The following is a 17,616-nucleotide window of genomic DNA, read 5'->3' as shown; positions in this document are numbered from 1 at the left end:
TGCACTGATCACAATACTGTTCAAACAGAGTAAAGAACCCGGCTGCAATTTGGGTCGCCAGTTTTTTTAGCGGTTTATTCTGAAGATCAGGCAGGCGGTTAGTGTAAGGAAATGTTGTTGTTTTTACAGGAATGTTAGTTGTAATTCATTGAAAAAAAAGCCCCTCAAGGGGGCTGAAAGACAGGGATGGTGGTTGTTTCTAAAACGCAACACATTGTAATAAATGGATTTATAAGAAAAAGTGTCCACACCATGACCACATCGACATCTGAAAAGCCCTTCGCATACCGCGCGGGGCTTTTATAATTCACGTCACGATTCCTTTTTGACCTTCTGAATCATAGATGAAATGCCACGCGCTTACCGGTTGGAAGTGTCACATCAATACTTAACTCTCCCCCCAAAGCCGCTACATAGCGCTTGAGCGTTGAAAGGCGCGGATCATGATCGGTGTTTTCCATTCGAGCAATAGAGGGCTGTTGAACACCCATAGCGGCGGCAAGCTCTGCCTGTGACATATCTAACTCATCACGTAACTGGCTAAGAGCCAATTTAATGCTAGCTTGTTCAACTCGCTTTTCAACGCGCACCTGCATTTCCGGGCTTTCTTGCGCTAACAATTTTCTGTAAGTAGACATCATTATTTCTCCAGATTGTCCAAGTGACGGCGATATTCGAAATCAGCTTTTCGTATCATATCCTTGTAGAACCGCTTTTCATTTGTCCCGGTTTTGTTGCCGGCACATAAAACGATTGCACACCGCTTAGGGTCAAAAGCAAAAAAAGCTCTAATCGGATCACCGGCGTGTTGAATACGCAATTCCTTCATGTTTGGGAAATCTGAACCATATAACGTATCAACATAAGGTCTACCAAGATTCGGGCCAAACTTTTCCAGTATACCCATTGCTTCGTAAATTGATTCCCTAAGTTCATCATCTTGAGCCAGAAACCATTCGTCAAAGCACTCCGTCGTTATAACTTCCCACATACCGACTCCATAACTTATTCGTTATAATTGAGAATATAACATATTTGTTATATTGCCAATATCAATATTGGGAATGGACAACACTACTTTTGTTTACTTTGTTACATAGTGGGGCTTCACTGTGCCAATTAAGAAACTATACAATTAGTTTTTATCAAAACTACTATCAAAGAAAATAACGGAGTTATTAAAATGACTTTAGGTAAGTGCAGAGAATGCAAGGAAGAAGTTTTAAAAAACGCAAAGGTATGTCCTCACTGTGGAGTGAAATACCCCGTCATATCAAACTTAGATGCCTTCCTAGGTTTAGGCGCTATTATCATGATTTGCGTTGCCATATATTATTTTGTCAGCGGTGATGATGAGAAAAAATCAGCTACAAAAGAAACCACCATCAAAACAGTATCAACGCCAGCACCCAAACCATTCAAATATGCTGATATGACACTTAAAGAATACCGAAATGAGTACAAGGAAGACAGAAAGGAAATTGTTGAAAAATATATTGCATTTAAAAACATCGTTGGGCAGGAAACAGATGGCTTCTACAGTTGCCTTAGTCAAATGTCCTATACAAAATCTGATGAGTTAAAACTAGGTGAAGTACTGGGATGGTGCTATAGAGACTACGCTCAAAATCCCGCCTCTCTGTCAAAGTACATTAACTTTGATGAATACAGATCTAAATTTGATATATGGAATGGCTCGTATCGCCCATTGGAAAAAATCATCAAAGAAAGTATGCACGATGAATCATCCTATAAACATATTGAAACACTCTCTCGGCGCGTTCTGAGCGGGGATCATCCTTATGCCGTAGTTAAAACAATATATAGCGGCACGAACCTTTATGGCGCGAGAGTAAAGCAGTATGTTGCTGTCAAGGTAGATATTAAGACCGGTGAGATTATAGAATTCATTACCGAAGAGTAACTATCTGCGAAATCAGTCTAAAAAAGTAAGCCCCGATTCGGGGCTTTTTTCAATCAGAATCCAAATCCAATTTGTTCATCACCGTAATGGCTGGCCGGGAACGCCAGTTTCGGGACGGTAAAATCAGTCGGAAGTTGCTGGGGTGTCGGGAGTGTCAAATACCGCTCAATGCTGGTGATCGTGGTAAACGTGCAGCCACACAGTATATTCTGGCATTGGTGATAACTGCGCCGTGTTTCTTCACTCATCATTTCGCTGGTTCGCGTCTTTGCCACAGCGCCGCATTGGGGACAGGTAAACGCCATGAAAAAACCCTCCATCATTGGGGGTGTGCCTGCCGCGATTATACCGCATTGTTTATGATTATTGGTCACTTTCTGCCATGTCCGTCTCCTTAATTTTTAATTCCAGCTCTAGCTGAGTGGTAAAGCCATTTTCATTGATGACATGAACCACCCGCGATAGTGTCCATTGGTGGCTGTCAATAGTGGCCTTAAACCCCACCACAGCCGCTGTCAGATCGGGATACAGTTCTGCCCTGCCCCGTGCCAGTGTGATGGCAAACTCTGCCGCCCCACGTTGCAGGCGTGACCACTTTGACGCCGCCGCGCGCCGGGCAGCTTGCTCGGTTTTGAACGTCTGACGCATCACGTAGACGTTCCCGTCTGCGCCTTCCAGATATTCCCCTTCACGGCGGCTCGACCGGGCTTTTTTTTCTTTGCTTTGCTGGCGCTTACGTTTCAGAGTAGTGGCGGGTTGTTTACCAAAATTCAGATCCAGCCAGCAGGCTTTCACCCCGGTATAGGCCGCCCGGTCAGCCACCCGGAAGCTGTGCCGGTCGCCACTGTCACGATGGATCGTAATAACCGGCAGCGGATTGCCACTCTGTGATATTCCCTGCCCCGGCACGATAAACAACAGGCGGCCATTCTTGATCGTCGCCACCGCACCTACCATCTCGGCCATGCGGGACAGGAAGCTGATATCGCTTTCGTTGGTCTGGTCAGCATGATCAATTTCAACGCCCATCAATTGACGACTCACGCCCGGTTGCAGGTCATAGCGCCCGGCAATGGCACTCACTACATCGCCAATGGTGACATCATGCCAGCTATACTCCCGTTTGATGTTGAACTCCTCCCGAAAATCCGCACTGCGGGCGGTGATCTCCAACCTGTCAGGTGGCCCACTGTGGCTGATTTCATCCACGACAAATAATCCCTTTTCAACCAAGGGTTCTCCCTGCCAACCCAGCCGGACGGCAATTTCTGCCCCACGCGGTGGTAGCTCAATTTTGCCGTCCGCATCATCGATCGCCAGTTCCAGTGTGTCGGCCTCAAAGCCCCGGTTATCGGTCAGGGACAGGGACAGCAGGCGATCATTCAGGGCAGTCATTTTCCGTCCGCCAATGCGCAGGTCAAAAGCCGGTTGTTTTACGTAATCCGTGCTGGTCAGAATATCAATCGGGTTCATGGGGGTCTCGTCCGTTGCGAAGTTATCTCATGATTGCCCCGCGCGGGCGCGCGAACAATGCCTGTCCGATGTCAGCGTTCCGCGAGAAGCGGCCCCGCGTGATTTGCCACTCAAAAGACCGCAACATAGCGTTATCGACAATCTGATGAGGCAACAAGGTTATGTCATTTCATCATGGCGTATCGGTCAGGGAAACCACCGAACTCAGCACGCTGATACGCGATATTAATACCGCCGTGATCGCGGTCATTTGTACGGCGGATGATGCCGACGCCGAGACATTCCCGCTGGATATGCCGGTCTTGGTCACCCGTATCAACAGTGTCATCGGCAAGGCCGGTAAAACCGGCACGTTATACACCACACTGAAAGCCATTTCTGACCAGTGCAGCCCGAAAGTGATTGTGATCCGCGTTGCTGATGCCGCCAACCAGAAAGGGAATGGTGAGAAGAAAACACAAGATCAGTTGGTCATCGGCGGCTTAAGTGCAGAGGGACGCTACACCGGGCTATATGCGCTGTTGGCGGCGGAAATCAACACCGGCGAACACCCGCGTTTACTGGCTGTTCCCCAACTGGACACGCAACCTGTTGCCCTGCAACTGGCGATTTTTGCCGAAAAACTGCGGGCATTCGCTTATATCAGCGCCCATAACTGCAAGACGCTGGCTGAGGTGAAAGCATACCGCAAAAATTTCAGTCAACGTGAAATCATGATGATTTACCCGGATTTCATCACCTATAACAGCCAGTCCGGGAAGAATGAAACCGTACCGGCGACCGCGTTTGCACTGGGTTTACGTGCCCGCATTGATGCCGAGCAGGGCTGGCATAAATCGCTGTCTAACGTGCCGATTAACGGGGTACTGGGGATTTCCGCCGATATCTACTGGACATTACAGGGCACGGATACTGACGCGGACGACCTGAACAGTAAAGGGGTCACCACGTTGATTAAACGGGATGGCTTCCGGTTCTGGGGCAACCGCACCTGTGATGCCCAGACCTACTTCTTCGAAGTGTACACCCGCACCGCACAGATACTGGCCGACATGATCGCCGAAGCGCATTTCGCCTATATCGATAAACCGCTGTTACCGTCACTGGTAAAAGACGTGGTAGACGGGATTAACCGCAAAGGCGCACAACTGGTCACTGAGGGGCGGTTGCTGGGGTTTGAATGCTGGTTTGATCCGACCGACAACCCGAAAGAAATGCTGCGCGATGGGACAGCAACGATCCACTACAAATACACGCCGGTTCCGCCGCTGGAAAACCTGCAACTGGTGCAGACGTTTACCGATGAATATTTTGCTGTTTTTAATCAGTTAGGTTAAGGGGAAATTCGCATGGGGATGCCGAAAAAACTCTTTATGTTTGATGTCTTTATTGATGGTCAGACATATCTGGGACAGGTTGAGGAAGTGACGACGCCCAAGTTAACCCTCAAGACCGAAGATTATCAGGGTGCCGGAATGCCCGGCTCCGTGGCCGTTCTGATGGGCATGGATAGCGGCGCACTGGATATGGAAGTCACCATGGGCGGGCTGGAAGCCAGCCTGCTCAAAACGTGGGGCGGCCGGATTGACAGCCTGCAACTGCGTTTTGCCGGGTCGTACTACGACGATGCCACCGGCGAAACGGTCGCCTGTGAGATCCAAACGCGCGGACGCTTTACCGAAGTGGACTGGGGCAGCGCCAAAGCCGGGGAAAATACCCAGCATAAGTACACGCTGAAAAATACCTACTGCAAGATCACGCTGAACAATGACGAACTGCATGAAGTCGATATGCTCAATCTGGTCTGGCGGGTGAACGGTCAGGATCTGCTTGAAAAACACCGGGCCAATATTGGTCATTAATCATTATCAGGAGTTATTACGCTATGGCACACACCATCACACTCAGCCAGCCTATGAAACTGGCGAACGGACAGGAAATTACTGAGATCACCATCACGGATACCATGAAACAGGTCGGTGCACTGCGCGGGTTAAAGCTGTATGACGTCATGACCAGCGATGTGAACTCTCTCATCACGCTGCTGCCCCGCGTGACCCATCCGCGCCTCAGTGAAGTGGATGTCAGTACGATGAACGTTCAGGATTTTGCCCTACTGGCCGGCGGGGTGGCGGATTTTTTAGCGCCCACCTCACCCGAGAGCAAGACGAACGAACAGGCCGACAGCTAATTCCCTGCCCCACTGTCGATACTGACGAAATCATTGCAGATATTGCTACTGTATTTCACTGGTCGCCGTCAGAGTGCTACGCAATGACGGTCAGTGAACTGCTGAAATGGCACGAACGCGCGGCGACCCGAAACGGAAATGAATCATGACCGACCGCAATTTAAATATCCGGGTTTCACTGAACGCCGCTAACCGACTCTCCGGCCCCCTGAACGCTGCCAACCGGGCAGCAGCGGGGCTGTCTTCCCAAATCCGCAATACCCAGAACAGTGCCCGTAATCTGCAAAGTCAGGCGCGAACCTTTGAACGACTGACCGACTCCGTTAGAAAGACCAGTGAGAGCTACGAAGAAGCCAAAGCCAAAGTGAAGGCGCTGGCAGCCGAATTCCCGCGGTTCAGGGAACAGACGGAAGAACAGCGCCGGATATTACTGGCTGCCCGACAGGAACGGGATCGTTATGGCCGTACACTGAGAAATGAACAGCAAGCGTTACGCACATTAGGTGAACGTCTGTACCGGCATGGTATTTTTGTCAACCGCAGCACCAGTGTCACTGATCAGGCAACCCAACGCACCGAAGCCTATAACCGCCAACTGGCCGAACAACAACGCCGGCTGACGGCCGTCACACAGGCACAAGCTCGCTATTCGGCCGCCAAAGAAACCCGTAACAAACTGGCGGCAGGCGGTGCAGCGGCGGTGGCAGCCGGGGCGGGTTCCCTGTATGGCATGAATCGCTTTATTGCCCCGGGCAGGGATTTTGACGCTCGGATGGCTAACGTGCGGGCACTCACCAATCTGGAGAAAAGCGATCCCCGTTTCCGGATGTTACGCGATCAGGCGAAGCAGCTCGGTTCAGAAACCGCCTACACCGCCACCGATGCCGCAATGGGGCAAAAGTTTCTGGCTACAGCCGGTTTGACCCCGGAGGCGATCAAGGCCGCCTTGCCGGATATCCTGAATATGGCGCTGGCCGGTGAAGTGGATCTGGGTGAAGCCGCGGATATCGGGGCTAAAATTCTGTCACAGTTCAAACTGGCTCCCGACCAGATGGGCCGCTTGTCTGATGTCTTAACGGCCACCTTCACGGGTGCCACCACGAACCTGCAAGCCCTCAGCGAGGCGATGAAAGAAGCCGGTCCGCTGTCTTCCCAACTGGGGATCAGTCTGGAAAGCACCGCCGCCATGCTGGGTGTCATGGCGGATAACGGGATAGAAGGCAGTGCGGCGGGTACCGCCTTTAAGGGCGGGATATCCCGGGTGATTGCGCCAACGGGGGCAGCCGTGGATGCGATGGCCGCGTTAGGGGTCAAGGTCACACACGCCAATGGAAAACTACGCGATACCGATGTCATTCTTAAAGAAATGGCCGAAAAATTGCGGCAGTTTAATGATGTCAGCCAGCTCAGGCTGAGAAAAGACATCTTCGGTGAAGAAGCCATGATTGCCATGTCCGGCCTGTTGGATGGCATGCTGGATGGGAAATATACCCAGAAAAAAACCGACGGTGACAACAGCGGAGGGCGTTCGAAAAAAATTGCGGATGTCAACGCCGATAGCTGGGATGGTGACCTGAAAAACTTAACCTCCGCGTGGGAAGGGTTGAGAATAGAAGTCAAAGAACGGGTCGATCCCGTGTTGCGTGATATTACCCAACGGATCACGGCCTGTGTACGTCGCGTCACTGCATGGACCAAAGCCCACCCCGATCTGACGAAGGGACTGGCACTGGGCGCAGCGGCCATCGGGATTATGGTCACGGCACTGGGCGCGCTGGCTCTGGCCGCCGCCGCCGTACTTGTCCCGTTTGCGGCCTTCCGGCTCAGTCTGTTTATGCTGACCCGGGGTGGCGGACTGGCTGCACTATTTCCATCGCTGGGCAGGTTATCCAGCCGGTTACAGGGATTACTGCCCTCACTGGGGGGGATCAGCCGGAGTGTGAACGGTTGGAAGCCGATTTTTCGCGGAGCAGGCACAGCCATTCTCAATTTCGGCAACCGGATGAAGGGATTGGCCTCCGGTGGCTGGGATGCATTAAAAAAGGGGGGAATGGCCGCCGGACGGGGTTTATTGCTGGTTTTCACGCAACCGATGACGGCATTGGTCATGTTAGGTAATGGGTTAAAGGGACTGGCCACGGGCGGCTTTGGGATGCTCATCAATGTGGTACGTGTTGGCTTTACCGCGATGATGGGCGGTTTTTCACTGTTACTCAGCCCAATAGGGATACTGGTCATCGCCATTGTCGCCGCCGCTTTGCTTATCTGGAAATACTGGGAACCCATCAAAGCCTGGTTTGCCGGTTTTTTCAGCGGGTTGATGAAAGCCATCGCCCCGGTACGTGACACGCTCGCAGCAGCGTTTGCGCCGTTCGCGCCGATTTTTAATGCTATCGGCAATGCCATCAAAAAAGTCTGGGACTGGTTTAAATCGTTGTTCGAGCCGGTAAACGCGTCCTCAGAAGGATTGAAAGCCGCCACCGAAGCCGGCCAAACCTTCGGCCGATTGGTTGGCAAGGCCATTGCCGGTGTTGTGGATGTGATCGCAGTCGTCGCCAAGGGCGTGGGTTGGTTGTTGGAAAAACTGGGGATGATCCCGGACGCAACCAAAGCCGCCGCCGAAGCAGCCAACGTGATGGGGCCGGTTAACCTGCCCGAAGTCCAGAAATCCGTAAAATGGGTCTGGGATGACAACGCCAAGAAGATGGTGCAGCAAGAGTGGACACCCACACCACCGAATAATGCTGTTGCACAAGCGGGTAAAAAAGCCGAAGAAAATAAACCGAAAGCGGATGTCCCTATTGAGCCTGCTTTTGGTAAGTTGGTTTACGGCCCCAGTGACAAAAAGGACGAAAAAGGCAAAAACGGGGTACTGGCCGCCGCCAGCAATGCGGCAACACAGGCTGATCCCAATAAGCTGGGTGATATCGTTTTCAAAAACCGCCCGCCAGTAATCCCGATTGAGGGCACATACCAGGAACCCCGTGTACAACAATCGTCACTGCTCAGTCGCCTGACGGAAAAATTACAACCATGGCAACCTGCATTAGATGGCGTCCCAGTTCCTATTACACCTGCCCGTGTCGGTAGCGGGGATCACGCACAGCAGAATGACCGATACACGATTAACCTGCATTTCCATGGGGTTGATATGAAGGACACGCGGTCAATTGGCGCGGTGGTTAGAACTGAAATAGAAAAAATCATGCAAAAACGCGGTGTTCGGCAGCGTTCCAGCCTGTACGATGAGGATTAAACCATGATGATGATTTATGGCATGTTTGTTTTTATGCTGAGTACCACGCCGTACCAGTCCATAAACCGTAATATGGACTGGCGGCATGTAAAAAATGATCGCATCGGCAAATCGGCCAAATGGCAGTATATTGGCCCAGGGGAAGACACTATCACCCTGAATGGGATTTTGTACCCCGAAGTCACGGGCGGTGATATTTCTCTGGAGCTGCTCAGGACAATGGCGTTTTCTGCCAAACCGTGGCCGTTGATTGAGGGCACCGGCATGATTTACGGGATGTTTGTCATCGACAGCCTGACTGAAAACCGCACGGAATTTTTCGCCGATGGCAAAGCGCGTCGCATTGAATTCACATTGTCGCTGCAGCGGGTCAGTGAAGATATCCGTGAGGGATTACACGCGGTCACTGCGGGTGATTTATTGGATCTGGCAAAATCCGCATTATAAGGGGCACAGCCCCTCAAAACACATCATCATCATTTGCTGCCGAACCGACAGGCAAGTATTTATAAATGGTTGAGAGTGACACATTGAAAATGTTAGCGATGTCCCGCCGCGTTTTTCCCTCTGCGAGCAATTGACAGGCCAGCTGGTATTTTTCCGCTGGCAGTGATACCGGACGACCACCAATGCGCCCCTGCGCACGTGCCGCGGCCAGCCCGGCATTGGTGCGTTCAATAATTAACTCCCGCTCCATCTCTGCTAACGCACTCATCACATAGAAAAAGAACCGCCCCATCGGGGTACTGGTATCAATACTGTCGGTCAGACTCTGAAAATTAATCCCACCATGAGTTAATCGCTCATTCAGTGCAACCAAGTTTTTTACACTACGCCCCAGCCGATCCAGTTTCCAGACAACCAGCGTGTCCCCTGATTTTAGGCACGCCAGTGCCCGTTGTAATCCTGGCCGGTTGGCCGTTTTGCCGCTGATTTTATCCTCAAAAATCTGCTCACAATTTGCGCCTATCAAGGCATTTCGTTGTAAATCACAGTTTTGGTCATTTGTTGACACGCGAATATAGCCAATTTTTGCCATTTTAATCCCCATTTATTCCAGAATTGACAATTATATCAATCATATGAACTAACATTTTGATTTACATTAAACCTCGGTTTAGCGGGAACCCAGCGACTGGCGGAAAATGCCTTATCCAAAAAAGCGAATGGGGCAGATATTGAGGATAAAACAAAATTTATTGATAACATAGGGTTAAAAGATACTGTTAATAGGGCATATAACGCGTTAAACAAATACGCTAACGGTGCGGACATTACCGATAAATCGGTGTTTGTGAGCAACCTAAATTTCATGGACCAGGTAATTCGAACTGATCTGATTAACGGTAATCAACAAAGTATTCAGAGCGAGTTAATAGTAGATAATCGTCTAACTGTGACGAACGAAGTGTACTGTCAGTCGGGAAATGCAGCTATTGCATTGAAATCAACAAAAGGCGGTCCCCACATAGCGTACACTTGGAATAATTCCCAATGGCATGATGTGCGCTTTCCGGAAGGCAAAGGAACCGCCATCGTTTTAGGCGCTAATTGCTGGATAACCGGGGATGGTTACCTGAAATTAGCCTCGCCCATTATCAAAATTTGGCGTGAGGGTAAATTTGAAACCAATAACGAGTCTGAAGGTGCTATCGTGGAGCGTTTGTCCGAGGGTATTTATCTCATCAAAAACGTGCTGGGATTCAATGCCGATGCCGCATGGGGCGGAGTCGATGGTGGGGTTGAGATACCGCTGTGCAAAAATAAATTACCGTTGATTTGGGTCGATTACCGCGTGTTACCCGACGGTTCAATCAAATTGATGACCTATCACCGTGAACATGCAGATGCCCCCGCATTCGCCAGAAATGTACGTGAGGGCTATGCCGACGGCGACCCAATTGATATTCCCAGTGGTAGATTTATTTCCGTTCGTGTACAAATGCCGGAAAATTCTATTTGGAATCAACAGCAACGGAAATTAGCTGAATCAAAATAGTGTTTAGGGGCACGCAGCCCCTAATTGCTACTCCGGCGCTTTAGGCCAGTCAATGTTTGGTGCTGTCGAACAATCTACGCGGTTTAATAAAACGCAGTACCGTTTCCATTCTGTCAGTTTGCTCTGTTCCGTATCCGTCGCCATCTGGAGATCGACAGCGTATTGCAGCGGGGCAATGGCATTTGCCGCCTGCGTCATTAGGTGCCGTTTCCGGGATTCCGCCTGTTGCTGTTCATGCTGGCGTTGTGCCTGAATATCTGTTACCCACCATTTGCCATTCCATTTGTCAAATGGTGTTGTGGGTGCCTCCGGCGCTGTTTTCGACGGATAATCACCGAGCGCTGTAATCACCTGTGCGGCACCTGTTTCAATACTGTAAACAGTTTCGCCGCGGTGATCTGCGACGTACTCCCACGCGGACAAATCTGCCGTTCGGCAAATGGCATAACCCTGTTTGTGGTCACCCGGCGCATCAATACACGAGTGAGCCGGAATCCCCAGACCGACGAGTAAAAACTCCACAGATGCAGAACTATATTCTCGCGTTTCGCTGTGATAATTATAAACAGTAATATTACCTGCGACAGTGGCGATATGATTTTTGTCTAATTTTGCCGTCATTATACAGCCCTCACAATGTAGTTAAATGCAATGTTACGGGGACGAGTTTCATTTCCACCCCCATTCCTAGTTTGATATCTGTTGTTGACGGTTCCATTTTGATCACCTCCACGTCCAATTGCGTTGTCGGTTGACAGTAGTGCGTCCCCTAATCTGTCATTGGGTGTCAACACCGTGGGATTCCAGGCATCAAACGCGGTGATTCCATGATCATGTGCGCGAAAACTATCATCCTGCCAGCTCAGTAGTTCGCGTCCGTCATCTATCCCGCGTCCGTCATCCCACCCACGAATAAATTCCCCACGCAAATCCGGTAATCTCAGTGAGGGGTATACACGCGCCAGTTCGGGATATTGAGCAGCGGTAAACGTCGCACCATTACATTTCATCCACCCAGCAGGCGGGGTTTCTAATGGCCATGGAATGGGGACTCCAACCGGTAATGCCGAGCCTGCCGTTAAACCGAGGTTTTTCACAAATGCCTGTTTATCAGGAATGTCTGCGCCGTTCTGGTTTTTTCCCAGGCAACTATTGGCATTATTATTCGCCGCCGCTGCCAAATCATATGCGGCTTTAACCGCTTTTGGTGTTGCAGCCATCGTTTCGCTATCACTTACATCATTACTCAGAACAACAAATCCTTTATCTTGCAGTGTTGCATCGGGATGGCGACGGCTTTGCTCATGTTCACGGATAGCGTTAGCGACCACGGCATCCGCATACTCGCGGGTTGCCAGTACGACGGACGGATCAATTTTCAATGTCACCGCGTCAGTGTGGCTGACAATCAGCACCATGCGAATGGTTTGGGTACGCCCTGAACCCTCCTGCAATTGCGGCTTGTAGGTTTCGGCACAGTTGCCGACTGCAATTAAAATGCCGTCTGTATCAAACAGGCCAATTTCCCGTATCCACCAACCGCCTTCATTTTCAGGAATAATCTGTTCAGCCATAATCTGGTTGGTGTTTTGGGGATCAACACTCAGGACATTAATTGCCGCCCGTCGGCGCTCGTTAACGAGTTGTGTTTGTGCGGTGTCCGGTGTCGGCAATGTCCCGCCCCCATCGCCCACGGCCATATGGGTAATATTCAGTTTAGTGCCTAGCGCAGCGGCATTGGCAAGTTTATCCGCGCCCAGTCGGGTTAACAGGGCAAAGTATTTCGTGCTCATGATTTAATCCTCATATCATCAATAACATGCACTGCTGCGCACGCTACACCGGCACCGGAAACAACCACCTCTTTAGGTAAATAGGGGTAAACAGTCAGGCTGTCCCCGCTGTAACTGGTGACGGCACAATAGGCTGTACCGCCCGTTTCCAGCTGAATGGACATGCCAACCAAATGGCGCGAGGCAGGTTTGGCGTCAAAAATTAACCGTTCTAGCTCAAAGTAAGTAGCCTCGGTAATACCGGTTTCCATCACCCCGATATCGAGCCGGAAAGTGCCAGGTTCCTCGTTGGTCTGCCACCATTCAATTACGCGGATCAGGTAGCCGAACGGCTCGACCACACGCCGGATAGCGCCAATGGTGCCCTTGTGTTTATGGACAAACATCGCCACCCGAATAGATTCACGTTTGGTACGTTCCGGCCAATCCATATCCCAGCGGTCAACCGACCACGCCCACGCCAGATAGGGTAATAATTTCATGGGGCAGCGATCCGGGTTCCACAGGTCACGCAAGGGAACAGAAATAGCAGCCAGACTGGACAATGCTTCGGCAGCGGCCACTTCCAATGGTGAGGCGCCAACCGGCAACAAACGGTTATTCATCCGAACCCCCGATAGTCACGGTGACGCGGGTACAGAAACTCGCCTGCGTTTTATCCAGGATCATATCCTGCGCCGGGGATTTCAGCTCAACCCGTTGCACACCGGGGACATGCAGTGCGGCATAAATCGCACTGCGCACAATATCACGGCCAATGCGGTGCTGCTCGGCGGTGTAGCGTGCCAGCCTGGCCCGTGCATCCTGTAATATCGGCTCGTATTCGGGCGTGGGATAGCAGTACAACACGGCTTCAATTTCATAATCAATAATCCTGGCAGATTGTACGGTCAGGCGATCAGCGACAGGGCGAACGTCCTCATTATTCAGGGCGCGACTGACCGTGGCGATCAGTTCCTCACTGGCCGCGCCGTTCCCCTCGCGGGACAGAATACTGACCGTGACATACGCCGGGGCGGGGCTAATAACAGAGGCATCAGCAACCCGACCATCCGCGCTGCGGGCGTGGTATTCATACGCACCAACGGGGCCAGCAACGCTTAAGCCTTCAAATGCCTGCGGAATACGCACCCGAAAATCTGCGTCAGACTCCAGCACGGCAGGCACTGGCGGTACGGTATTATTATCAGCAGGCTGTAATATCAACCGACTAACATTGTTATTCGCGCCCAATTGGTCTAAATCACTGCCTCTGGCATACGCTACCATCGCCGCGCGCGCCGCTTCATTGATACGCTGGCGTAACAATAATTCCCGGTAGGCATTTTCCTGGAGTAACTTAGTGATGGGTTCCGATTCCAGCGCCAAAGTGCGGGCAATGCTTTCTCGTTGCTCCGGCGGATACAGGGCAATCAGCGCTGATTTACGCTCGGCAAACAATGTTTCAAAATCCAGCGATTCAACGACATCGGGTGGTGGCAGCTGGCTTAAATCAATCGTTGGCATGGTGTCACCTCACCGGAATGGACAGGGATAATGGGGTATTGTTCTGTACATTGATACCGCTGATCTCAACCGTCAGCTCGCCCTGTTCAGAACGCAGATAATTAATGGTGTCCAACCGAATCCGCGGTTCCCAATGCAACAGGGCCATATAACAGGCACTCATGATCTTGAGACGCAATGCCGGATTTTGCGGCTGGTCAATCAGGTTAGGCAGGAGCGAACCGTATTCACGGCGCATCACGCGCGCACCAATGGGCGTCATTAAAATGTCTGTGATACTCTGGCGAATATGGTCGCTGTCTGACAGCATGCGGCCATTGTGACAACTCATTCCCATAAATTTCATGACACTGGCCCCCCAGACGTTCCATCACCCGACCGTACTCCGCGATGCCGGTGGGAATCGACAATAATGCCGTTAGAACTCAACTGACCGTCAGTATGGGTGATATTGCCACGCATGGTGCCACCCTGCCGGATCTCCAGGCTGCCCGTGGTCAGATGGTTCGTACACATCACCGTCGGCGTATCCAACGTGATTTGGTGACTGGCCGTACAGGTAATATCAGGGGCAGTGACATGAACAGAAACCGCCGCCGATATTGTGGCGGTTTGAATGCCCGTGACGGTCAGCGCGCCAGTCTGTGGCTCATATTCCATGACCGCCCCGTCAGGGAATGCAATGTGTACCGCCTCAGCAGACACGGACGGCGCAGCATGGGCGGCAGAGTAGAGCGCACCCACGACAAATGCGGTCGTGAGTTCACCCCCCACGGCCAACACCAATACCTGTTCGCCAACACTGGGCGCCCACCATGTGCGGGCGGTGCCGGCACGCTGGGCTGTCCAGCGCAACCAGTCTGTTTGCAGGCTACTGACGTATACACGGCAACGCTGGGTGTGCAGGTCAACCGCTGACACCGTGCCAACACGCACCACATTCATTAACAATCGGAAAAGTTCGGCCTGTGTCATCATGCCTCCACCAAATCGTGATAAATCAATTCAATCAGTTTCAATTTTTCGTGCTCACTCAGACCCAGCAATTCGCGTTTCGGGTATTTTGTCCGTGCCAACGCGTTGATGCTGCCAGTTAATCCATATTGGTGCTGTCGGGCAATAGCCGCAGCCCGGCCCTGAAACCCCACAACCGCTGAATCTGCCGACGTGCGCATCCGCAAAAATCGGGCCGTTCTCAGGCGCTGGAACATCGGATCACGTCGTGTTGTGGTTTTACGGGTTTCACTGTGGTCAATATCCAGATAGCGATCAATATCACTGCGATAGAACGATCGCACGGCGTGGCGGTCTTCATCAAAACCGGTTATCATGCGCCCTCGACGACCACGGGTTGCCCGCCAGTTTTTTAAGTGACGGGCGGCGCCCTGATAGATAAACCGAATCCCTCGCTGTGAGCGCAGGATGCGGCGCCGGCGGGGTTCATAACCGGAACCATCCACATTTTTCTGGCTACGAACGCGCCGCTGCTGGTCGGTACGGATAGCGGTTGCTAGCTGACGCGCCAGCCGACTGCGATAGCCGGGCGAGGTTGTAGACAACAGCCGCTGTAACTCATTTTCCAGTGACAACAACAGATTACCCTGACTCATGCCGCCCCCATGTCATCGACCAGGATATCCCACGCCCGCAGTGACAGTGCATCAGGCGAGGGCTCGTCAAGATGTGTCGGCGCCAGTCTGCCGTTTTCCCTGTTGACAATGACGCGCTCGGACGCGGGCAGTGTAAACAGAATGTCGGCGGTATCGTTATTGAGCAAATCCACTTCAAAACGAAAACCGTCTTTGCGGCGTTCCGGGTTAAACAACAAATCCGGCTGATGCAGCCGTGCCCACGCCAATATCGGAATGCTGAGATTATCGAGCGGGTGCGGATAATCCAGCGCCAGCACTTCCAGCTGGTATTGGTAGAGAAAAGAGGCTGAATGCGTCCCCGTGGCAATCAGGTTGCCCTTCGTAACAAACACTTCCAGCCGATCCGGGTTCTGGATAAAAAAGGGATCATGGCTGACAATCATTTCACGCAGTAAATTAGGCTTTATCATGGTTCACCTGCACTGTGTCTGAATGAATTCCTGCAAACCCAAAATCATTTGCTCTGACTCTGCGATCCGTTCTCTGAGTAGCCAATAATTGCGGACAGCGGCGTCTGTAGGTCGGGCGGTGACTGCATCATCCACGCGGGCGGAGACAGCGGTTTGACGCACAGGGCATTTTGCTTTGATATACACCCGCTCAGGGTGAGCATCAGCAGCAGCCCGCAGTTGATTGATTTCAGATTTAGCATTCGTCAGCTCCTGTAATCGCTGGGTGTCCAATTCCTCAAGCTGTTTGATGTTTTCTTGCTGTCTGGCATTGATGGCAGCTTGTTCAGATAGCTTAGTGGTCAACGATTGATTCGCACCCGCCAGCTCCCTGTTCTCTGCATACACCGAATAGATGGAATATACGGCTGAACCCATCAGCGCGATAACTACAATCACAGCGCCCAATTTTAATTGCCATTTCATGACTGTCTGCCAACAAATTGATTGTATTTCTTACCTAAAAGACAGAATCCAAAAACAATCGGCATCAAAATAACCAGTAGTGGCCACATGAATGTCATTAATAAAACGACACCGAATTCCTCCGGATCGTTAGCTCGTTTTTCTATCAATGTAAAAATAATGAACGCCGCAATAAAACCGATAACGTAAATCATTGGAGCCAGAATAATACCCATCGTTCAATTCCTCATAGCAGTTCAAACGCCCGTACGAAGATGTCATCAGAATAAGGCTGCTTGCCGTTCTCCATCTGGATCATCGCCTTAGTCAATGCTGTCATGATGGATTTGTCGTTAACATCAATCACTGCATGGCAGGATACACCGACTGCTTGGCTCACATAGGTAATATAACTCTCGGTATTATTCTCATTCGGTGGTGCCCAGCGGGAAATAAACTGGCGGATGGTATTATCGCCGTAGAGTTTCACATAATTGCGCAGGATTTTGAGCATCGCCCGAATACCGTACTCTGGTGCGATAAACTGACAGAATGACTTATCAGTCTGCCTGCTGCACAGTCCCTGCCATTTATCACCATGGCGGATATTGCCCGGATTGTGGTTACGAATGCCCCTGTCTCCCCGACTCATTCTTTACCTCCCAATCGTTTATTAATGGCGCGAACAGCAACCTCGCGGAGCTTCTCAACGCCAATAAATCCGACAGCCCCACCGAGTGCCGGTGACACGCTGCCTGGGATGCCGAACAACTCCAGCGCGCTGGAAATGCCCCATGACAACGCCCCGCAAAGCAGCGGCTCAACCCAGCGGTTGCGGCGTTCAACGCCGTCATAAATCAGGCGTCCATAACAGATCAGGACGGCCAGTAAGGAGCCGGATATCTGCGGCCATGAGTTTTTCAGGCCATTTACCATATCGACCCATAAATCCGGTTGATCTTTCATTG

The 17,616-nt window shown here is 51.3% G+C and carries 25 protein-coding genes; 8 read left to right on the top strand and 17 right to left on the bottom strand.

All coding sequences use genetic code 11. The features are described 5' to 3' along the window. Positions 1-338: 338 nt before the first annotated feature. Both WDV75_RS21970 and WDV75_RS21965 read right to left on the bottom strand, forming a co-directional pair. Positions 339-638, bottom strand: a complete 300-nt coding sequence (locus tag WDV75_RS21970; RefSeq protein ID WP_273570345.1) for a helix-turn-helix domain-containing protein — start codon at positions 636-638, stop codon at positions 339-341. Positions 639-640: 2 nt separating this feature from the next. Next, the gene (locus WDV75_RS21965) at positions 641-991 is read right to left on the bottom strand and encodes a type II toxin-antitoxin system RelE/ParE family toxin (protein ID WP_273570346.1); all 351 of its coding nucleotides are present in this window, start codon (positions 989-991) and stop codon (positions 641-643) included. 192 nt (positions 992-1,183) lie between these two features. Here WDV75_RS21965 and WDV75_RS21960 point away from each other — a divergent pair, with 192 nt between their 5' ends. Then, a complete protein-coding gene (locus WDV75_RS21960) occupies positions 1,184-1,924 on the top strand; it encodes a hypothetical protein (RefSeq protein ID WP_273570347.1) in 741 nt (246 codons plus the stop codon). 53 nt (positions 1,925-1,977) lie between these two features. Here the strand turns inward: WDV75_RS21960 and WDV75_RS21955 are convergent, their stop codons facing one another. Together WDV75_RS21955 and WDV75_RS21950 are read right to left on the bottom strand one after the other, a co-directional pair. After that, positions 1,978-2,229, bottom strand: a complete 252-nt coding sequence (locus WDV75_RS21955; protein ID WP_228857936.1) for an ogr/Delta-like zinc finger family protein — start codon at positions 2,227-2,229, stop codon at positions 1,978-1,980. Between the two features lie 58 nt (positions 2,230-2,287). After that, positions 2,288-3,397, bottom strand: coding sequence for a phage late control D family protein (locus WDV75_RS21950; protein ID WP_273570348.1), 1,110 nt, complete (start codon positions 3,395-3,397; stop codon positions 2,288-2,290). Positions 3,398-3,558: 161 nt separating this feature from the next. Here WDV75_RS21950 and WDV75_RS21945 point away from each other — a divergent pair, with 161 nt between their 5' ends. The 6 genes from WDV75_RS21945 (at position 3,559) to WDV75_RS21925 (ending at position 9,291) form a co-directional block, all read left to right on the top strand. After that, positions 3,559-4,734 (top strand): phage tail sheath subtilisin-like domain-containing protein, encoded by a 1,176-nt coding sequence (locus WDV75_RS21945; protein WP_273570349.1) that lies wholly within the window; start codon positions 3,559-3,561, stop codon positions 4,732-4,734. Positions 4,735-4,746: 12 nt separating this feature from the next. After that, a complete protein-coding gene (locus WDV75_RS21940) occupies positions 4,747-5,259 on the top strand; it encodes a phage major tail tube protein (RefSeq protein WP_228857938.1) in 513 nt (170 codons plus the stop codon). Positions 5,260-5,282: 23 nt separating this feature from the next. Continuing rightward, on the top strand, positions 5,283-5,588 hold the full coding sequence (locus tag WDV75_RS21935) for a phage tail assembly protein (RefSeq protein ID WP_273570350.1): 306 nt from the start codon (positions 5,283-5,285) through the stop codon (positions 5,586-5,588). Between the two features lie 83 nt (positions 5,589-5,671). Next, positions 5,672-5,737, top strand: a complete 66-nt coding sequence (locus WDV75_RS22280; protein WP_228857958.1) for a GpE family phage tail protein — start codon at positions 5,672-5,674, stop codon at positions 5,735-5,737. After that, positions 5,734-8,844 carry a phage tail tape measure protein gene (locus WDV75_RS21930; RefSeq protein WP_273570351.1) on the top strand — a complete coding sequence of 1,037 codons (3,111 nt, stop codon included), beginning with the start codon at positions 5,734-5,736 and terminating at the stop codon, positions 8,842-8,844. The genes WDV75_RS22280 and WDV75_RS21930 overlap by 4 nt, the downstream gene beginning before the upstream one ends. 3 nt (positions 8,845-8,847) lie before the next feature. Beyond that, a complete protein-coding gene (locus WDV75_RS21925) occupies positions 8,848-9,291 on the top strand; it encodes a phage tail protein (protein WP_273570352.1) in 444 nt (147 codons plus the stop codon). Between the two features lie 13 nt (positions 9,292-9,304). Here the strand turns inward: WDV75_RS21925 and WDV75_RS21920 are convergent, their stop codons facing one another. Beyond that, positions 9,305-9,883 (bottom strand): recombinase family protein, encoded by a 579-nt coding sequence (locus tag WDV75_RS21920; RefSeq protein WP_273570353.1) that lies wholly within the window; start codon positions 9,881-9,883, stop codon positions 9,305-9,307. 273 nt (positions 9,884-10,156) lie between these two features. On the opposite strand from WDV75_RS21920, the gene WDV75_RS21915 reads away from it, so the two are divergent. After that, positions 10,157-10,843 (top strand): hypothetical protein, encoded by a 687-nt coding sequence (locus tag WDV75_RS21915; RefSeq protein WP_338860257.1) that lies wholly within the window; start codon positions 10,157-10,159, stop codon positions 10,841-10,843. Positions 10,844-10,870: 27 nt separating this feature from the next. Here WDV75_RS21915 and WDV75_RS21910 read toward each other — a convergent pair whose 3' ends face one another. The 12 genes from WDV75_RS21910 to WDV75_RS21855 are packed head-to-tail and all read right to left on the bottom strand — an operon-like array spanning position 10,871 to position 17,614. After that, a complete protein-coding gene (locus tag WDV75_RS21910; RefSeq protein ID WP_337927193.1) occupies positions 10,871-11,464 on the bottom strand; it encodes a tail fiber assembly protein in 594 nt (197 codons plus the stop codon). Then, entirely contained in the window at positions 11,464-12,636 is a 1,173-nt protein-coding gene (locus tag WDV75_RS21905; protein WP_338860480.1) for a phage tail protein, read from the bottom strand. The genes WDV75_RS21910 and WDV75_RS21905 overlap by 1 nt, the downstream gene beginning before the upstream one ends. After that, positions 12,633-13,241: a phage tail protein I gene (locus WDV75_RS21900; RefSeq protein WP_273557719.1), complete on the bottom strand. Its 609-nt coding sequence runs from the start codon at positions 13,239-13,241 to the stop codon at positions 12,633-12,635. Before WDV75_RS21900 ends, WDV75_RS21905 begins: the two co-directional genes overlap by 4 nt. After that, positions 13,234-14,142 carry a baseplate assembly protein gene (locus tag WDV75_RS21895; protein ID WP_273557720.1) on the bottom strand — a complete coding sequence of 303 codons (909 nt, stop codon included), beginning with the start codon at positions 14,140-14,142 and terminating at the stop codon, positions 13,234-13,236. The genes WDV75_RS21900 and WDV75_RS21895 overlap by 8 nt, the downstream gene beginning before the upstream one ends. 4 nt (positions 14,143-14,146) lie before the next feature. Next, positions 14,147-14,488, bottom strand: a complete 342-nt coding sequence (locus WDV75_RS21890; protein WP_273557721.1) for a GPW/gp25 family protein — start codon at positions 14,486-14,488, stop codon at positions 14,147-14,149. Beyond that, positions 14,485-15,120 (bottom strand): phage baseplate assembly protein V, encoded by a 636-nt coding sequence (locus WDV75_RS21885; protein ID WP_273557722.1) that lies wholly within the window; start codon positions 15,118-15,120, stop codon positions 14,485-14,487. The genes WDV75_RS21890 and WDV75_RS21885 overlap by 4 nt, the downstream gene beginning before the upstream one ends. After that, positions 15,117-15,752: a phage virion morphogenesis protein gene (locus WDV75_RS21880; protein ID WP_273557723.1), complete on the bottom strand. Its 636-nt coding sequence runs from the start codon at positions 15,750-15,752 to the stop codon at positions 15,117-15,119. Before WDV75_RS21880 ends, WDV75_RS21885 begins: the two co-directional genes overlap by 4 nt. Next, positions 15,749-16,204 carry a phage tail protein gene (locus WDV75_RS21875; protein ID WP_273557724.1) on the bottom strand — a complete coding sequence of 152 codons (456 nt, stop codon included), beginning with the start codon at positions 16,202-16,204 and terminating at the stop codon, positions 15,749-15,751. Before WDV75_RS21875 ends, WDV75_RS21880 begins: the two co-directional genes overlap by 4 nt. Before the next feature lie 3 nt (positions 16,205-16,207). Beyond that, positions 16,208-16,669: a lysis system i-spanin subunit Rz gene (locus WDV75_RS21870; protein WP_273557725.1), complete on the bottom strand. Its 462-nt coding sequence runs from the start codon at positions 16,667-16,669 to the stop codon at positions 16,208-16,210. After that, entirely contained in the window at positions 16,666-16,884 is a 219-nt protein-coding gene (locus WDV75_RS21865; protein WP_273557726.1) for a hypothetical protein, read from the bottom strand. Before WDV75_RS21865 ends, WDV75_RS21870 begins: the two co-directional genes overlap by 4 nt. Positions 16,885-16,895: 11 nt before the next feature. Then, complete coding sequence (locus tag WDV75_RS21860) at positions 16,896-17,300, bottom strand: structural protein (RefSeq protein WP_273557727.1); 405 nt, start codon at positions 17,298-17,300, stop codon at positions 16,896-16,898. Beyond that, positions 17,297-17,614, bottom strand: coding sequence for a phage holin, lambda family (locus tag WDV75_RS21855; protein WP_273557728.1), 318 nt, complete (start codon positions 17,612-17,614; stop codon positions 17,297-17,299). Before WDV75_RS21855 ends, WDV75_RS21860 begins: the two co-directional genes overlap by 4 nt. Positions 17,615-17,616: the final 2 nt, after the last annotated feature.

This window comes from Xenorhabdus griffiniae (genome assembly GCF_037265215.1).
GTDB classification, from domain to species: Bacteria; Pseudomonadota; Gammaproteobacteria; order Enterobacterales; family Enterobacteriaceae; genus Xenorhabdus; species Xenorhabdus griffiniae.
This window is presented reverse-complemented; position numbering and strand designations above follow the sequence as displayed.

Bases quoted from the DNA above. Each gene is read 5' to 3' on its own strand.
- WDV75_RS21970 (WP_273570345.1), bottom strand. From the start codon at position 638: ATGTCTACTTACAGAAAATTGTTAGCGCAAGAAAGCCCGGAAATGCAG.
- WDV75_RS21965 (WP_273570346.1), bottom strand. From the start codon at position 991: ATGTGGGAAGTTATAACGACGGAGTGCTTTGACGAATGGTTTCTGGCT.
- WDV75_RS21960 (WP_273570347.1), top strand. From the start codon at position 1,184: ATGACTTTAGGTAAGTGCAGAGAATGCAAGGAAGAAGTTTTAAAAAAC.
- WDV75_RS21955 (WP_228857936.1), bottom strand. From the start codon at position 2,229: ATGGCGTTTACCTGTCCCCAATGCGGCGCTGTGGCAAAGACGCGAACC.
- WDV75_RS21950 (WP_273570348.1), bottom strand. From the start codon at position 3,397: ATGAACCCGATTGATATTCTGACCAGCACGGATTACGTAAAACAACCG.
- WDV75_RS21945 (WP_273570349.1), top strand. From the start codon at position 3,559: ATGTCATTTCATCATGGCGTATCGGTCAGGGAAACCACCGAACTCAGC.
- WDV75_RS21940 (WP_228857938.1), top strand. From the start codon at position 4,747: ATGGGGATGCCGAAAAAACTCTTTATGTTTGATGTCTTTATTGATGGT.
- WDV75_RS21935 (WP_273570350.1), top strand. From the start codon at position 5,283: ATGGCACACACCATCACACTCAGCCAGCCTATGAAACTGGCGAACGGA.
- WDV75_RS21930 (WP_273570351.1), top strand. From the start codon at position 5,734: ATGACCGACCGCAATTTAAATATCCGGGTTTCACTGAACGCCGCTAAC.
- WDV75_RS21925 (WP_273570352.1), top strand. From the start codon at position 8,848: ATGATGATGATTTATGGCATGTTTGTTTTTATGCTGAGTACCACGCCG.
- WDV75_RS21920 (WP_273570353.1), bottom strand. From the start codon at position 9,883: ATGGCAAAAATTGGCTATATTCGCGTGTCAACAAATGACCAAAACTGT.
- WDV75_RS21915 (WP_338860257.1), top strand. From the start codon at position 10,157: ATGGACCAGGTAATTCGAACTGATCTGATTAACGGTAATCAACAAAGT.
- WDV75_RS21910 (WP_337927193.1), bottom strand. From the start codon at position 11,464: ATGACGGCAAAATTAGACAAAAATCATATCGCCACTGTCGCAGGTAAT.
- WDV75_RS21905 (WP_338860480.1), bottom strand. From the start codon at position 12,636: ATGAGCACGAAATACTTTGCCCTGTTAACCCGACTGGGCGCGGATAAA.
- WDV75_RS21900 (WP_273557719.1), bottom strand. From the start codon at position 13,241: ATGAATAACCGTTTGTTGCCGGTTGGCGCCTCACCATTGGAAGTGGCC.
- WDV75_RS21895 (WP_273557720.1), bottom strand. From the start codon at position 14,142: ATGCCAACGATTGATTTAAGCCAGCTGCCACCACCCGATGTCGTTGAA.
- WDV75_RS21890 (WP_273557721.1), bottom strand. From the start codon at position 14,488: ATGAAATTTATGGGAATGAGTTGTCACAATGGCCGCATGCTGTCAGAC.
- WDV75_RS21885 (WP_273557722.1), bottom strand. From the start codon at position 15,120: ATGATGACACAGGCCGAACTTTTCCGATTGTTAATGAATGTGGTGCGT.
- WDV75_RS21880 (WP_273557723.1), bottom strand. From the start codon at position 15,752: ATGAGTCAGGGTAATCTGTTGTTGTCACTGGAAAATGAGTTACAGCGG.
- WDV75_RS21875 (WP_273557724.1), bottom strand. From the start codon at position 16,204: ATGATAAAGCCTAATTTACTGCGTGAAATGATTGTCAGCCATGATCCC.
- WDV75_RS21870 (WP_273557725.1), bottom strand. From the start codon at position 16,669: ATGAAATGGCAATTAAAATTGGGCGCTGTGATTGTAGTTATCGCGCTG.
- WDV75_RS21865 (WP_273557726.1), bottom strand. From the start codon at position 16,884: ATGGGTATTATTCTGGCTCCAATGATTTACGTTATCGGTTTTATTGCG.
- WDV75_RS21860 (WP_273557727.1), bottom strand. From the start codon at position 17,300: ATGAGTCGGGGAGACAGGGGCATTCGTAACCACAATCCGGGCAATATC.
- WDV75_RS21855 (WP_273557728.1), bottom strand. From the start codon at position 17,614: ATGAAAGATCAACCGGATTTATGGGTCGATATGGTAAATGGCCTGAAA.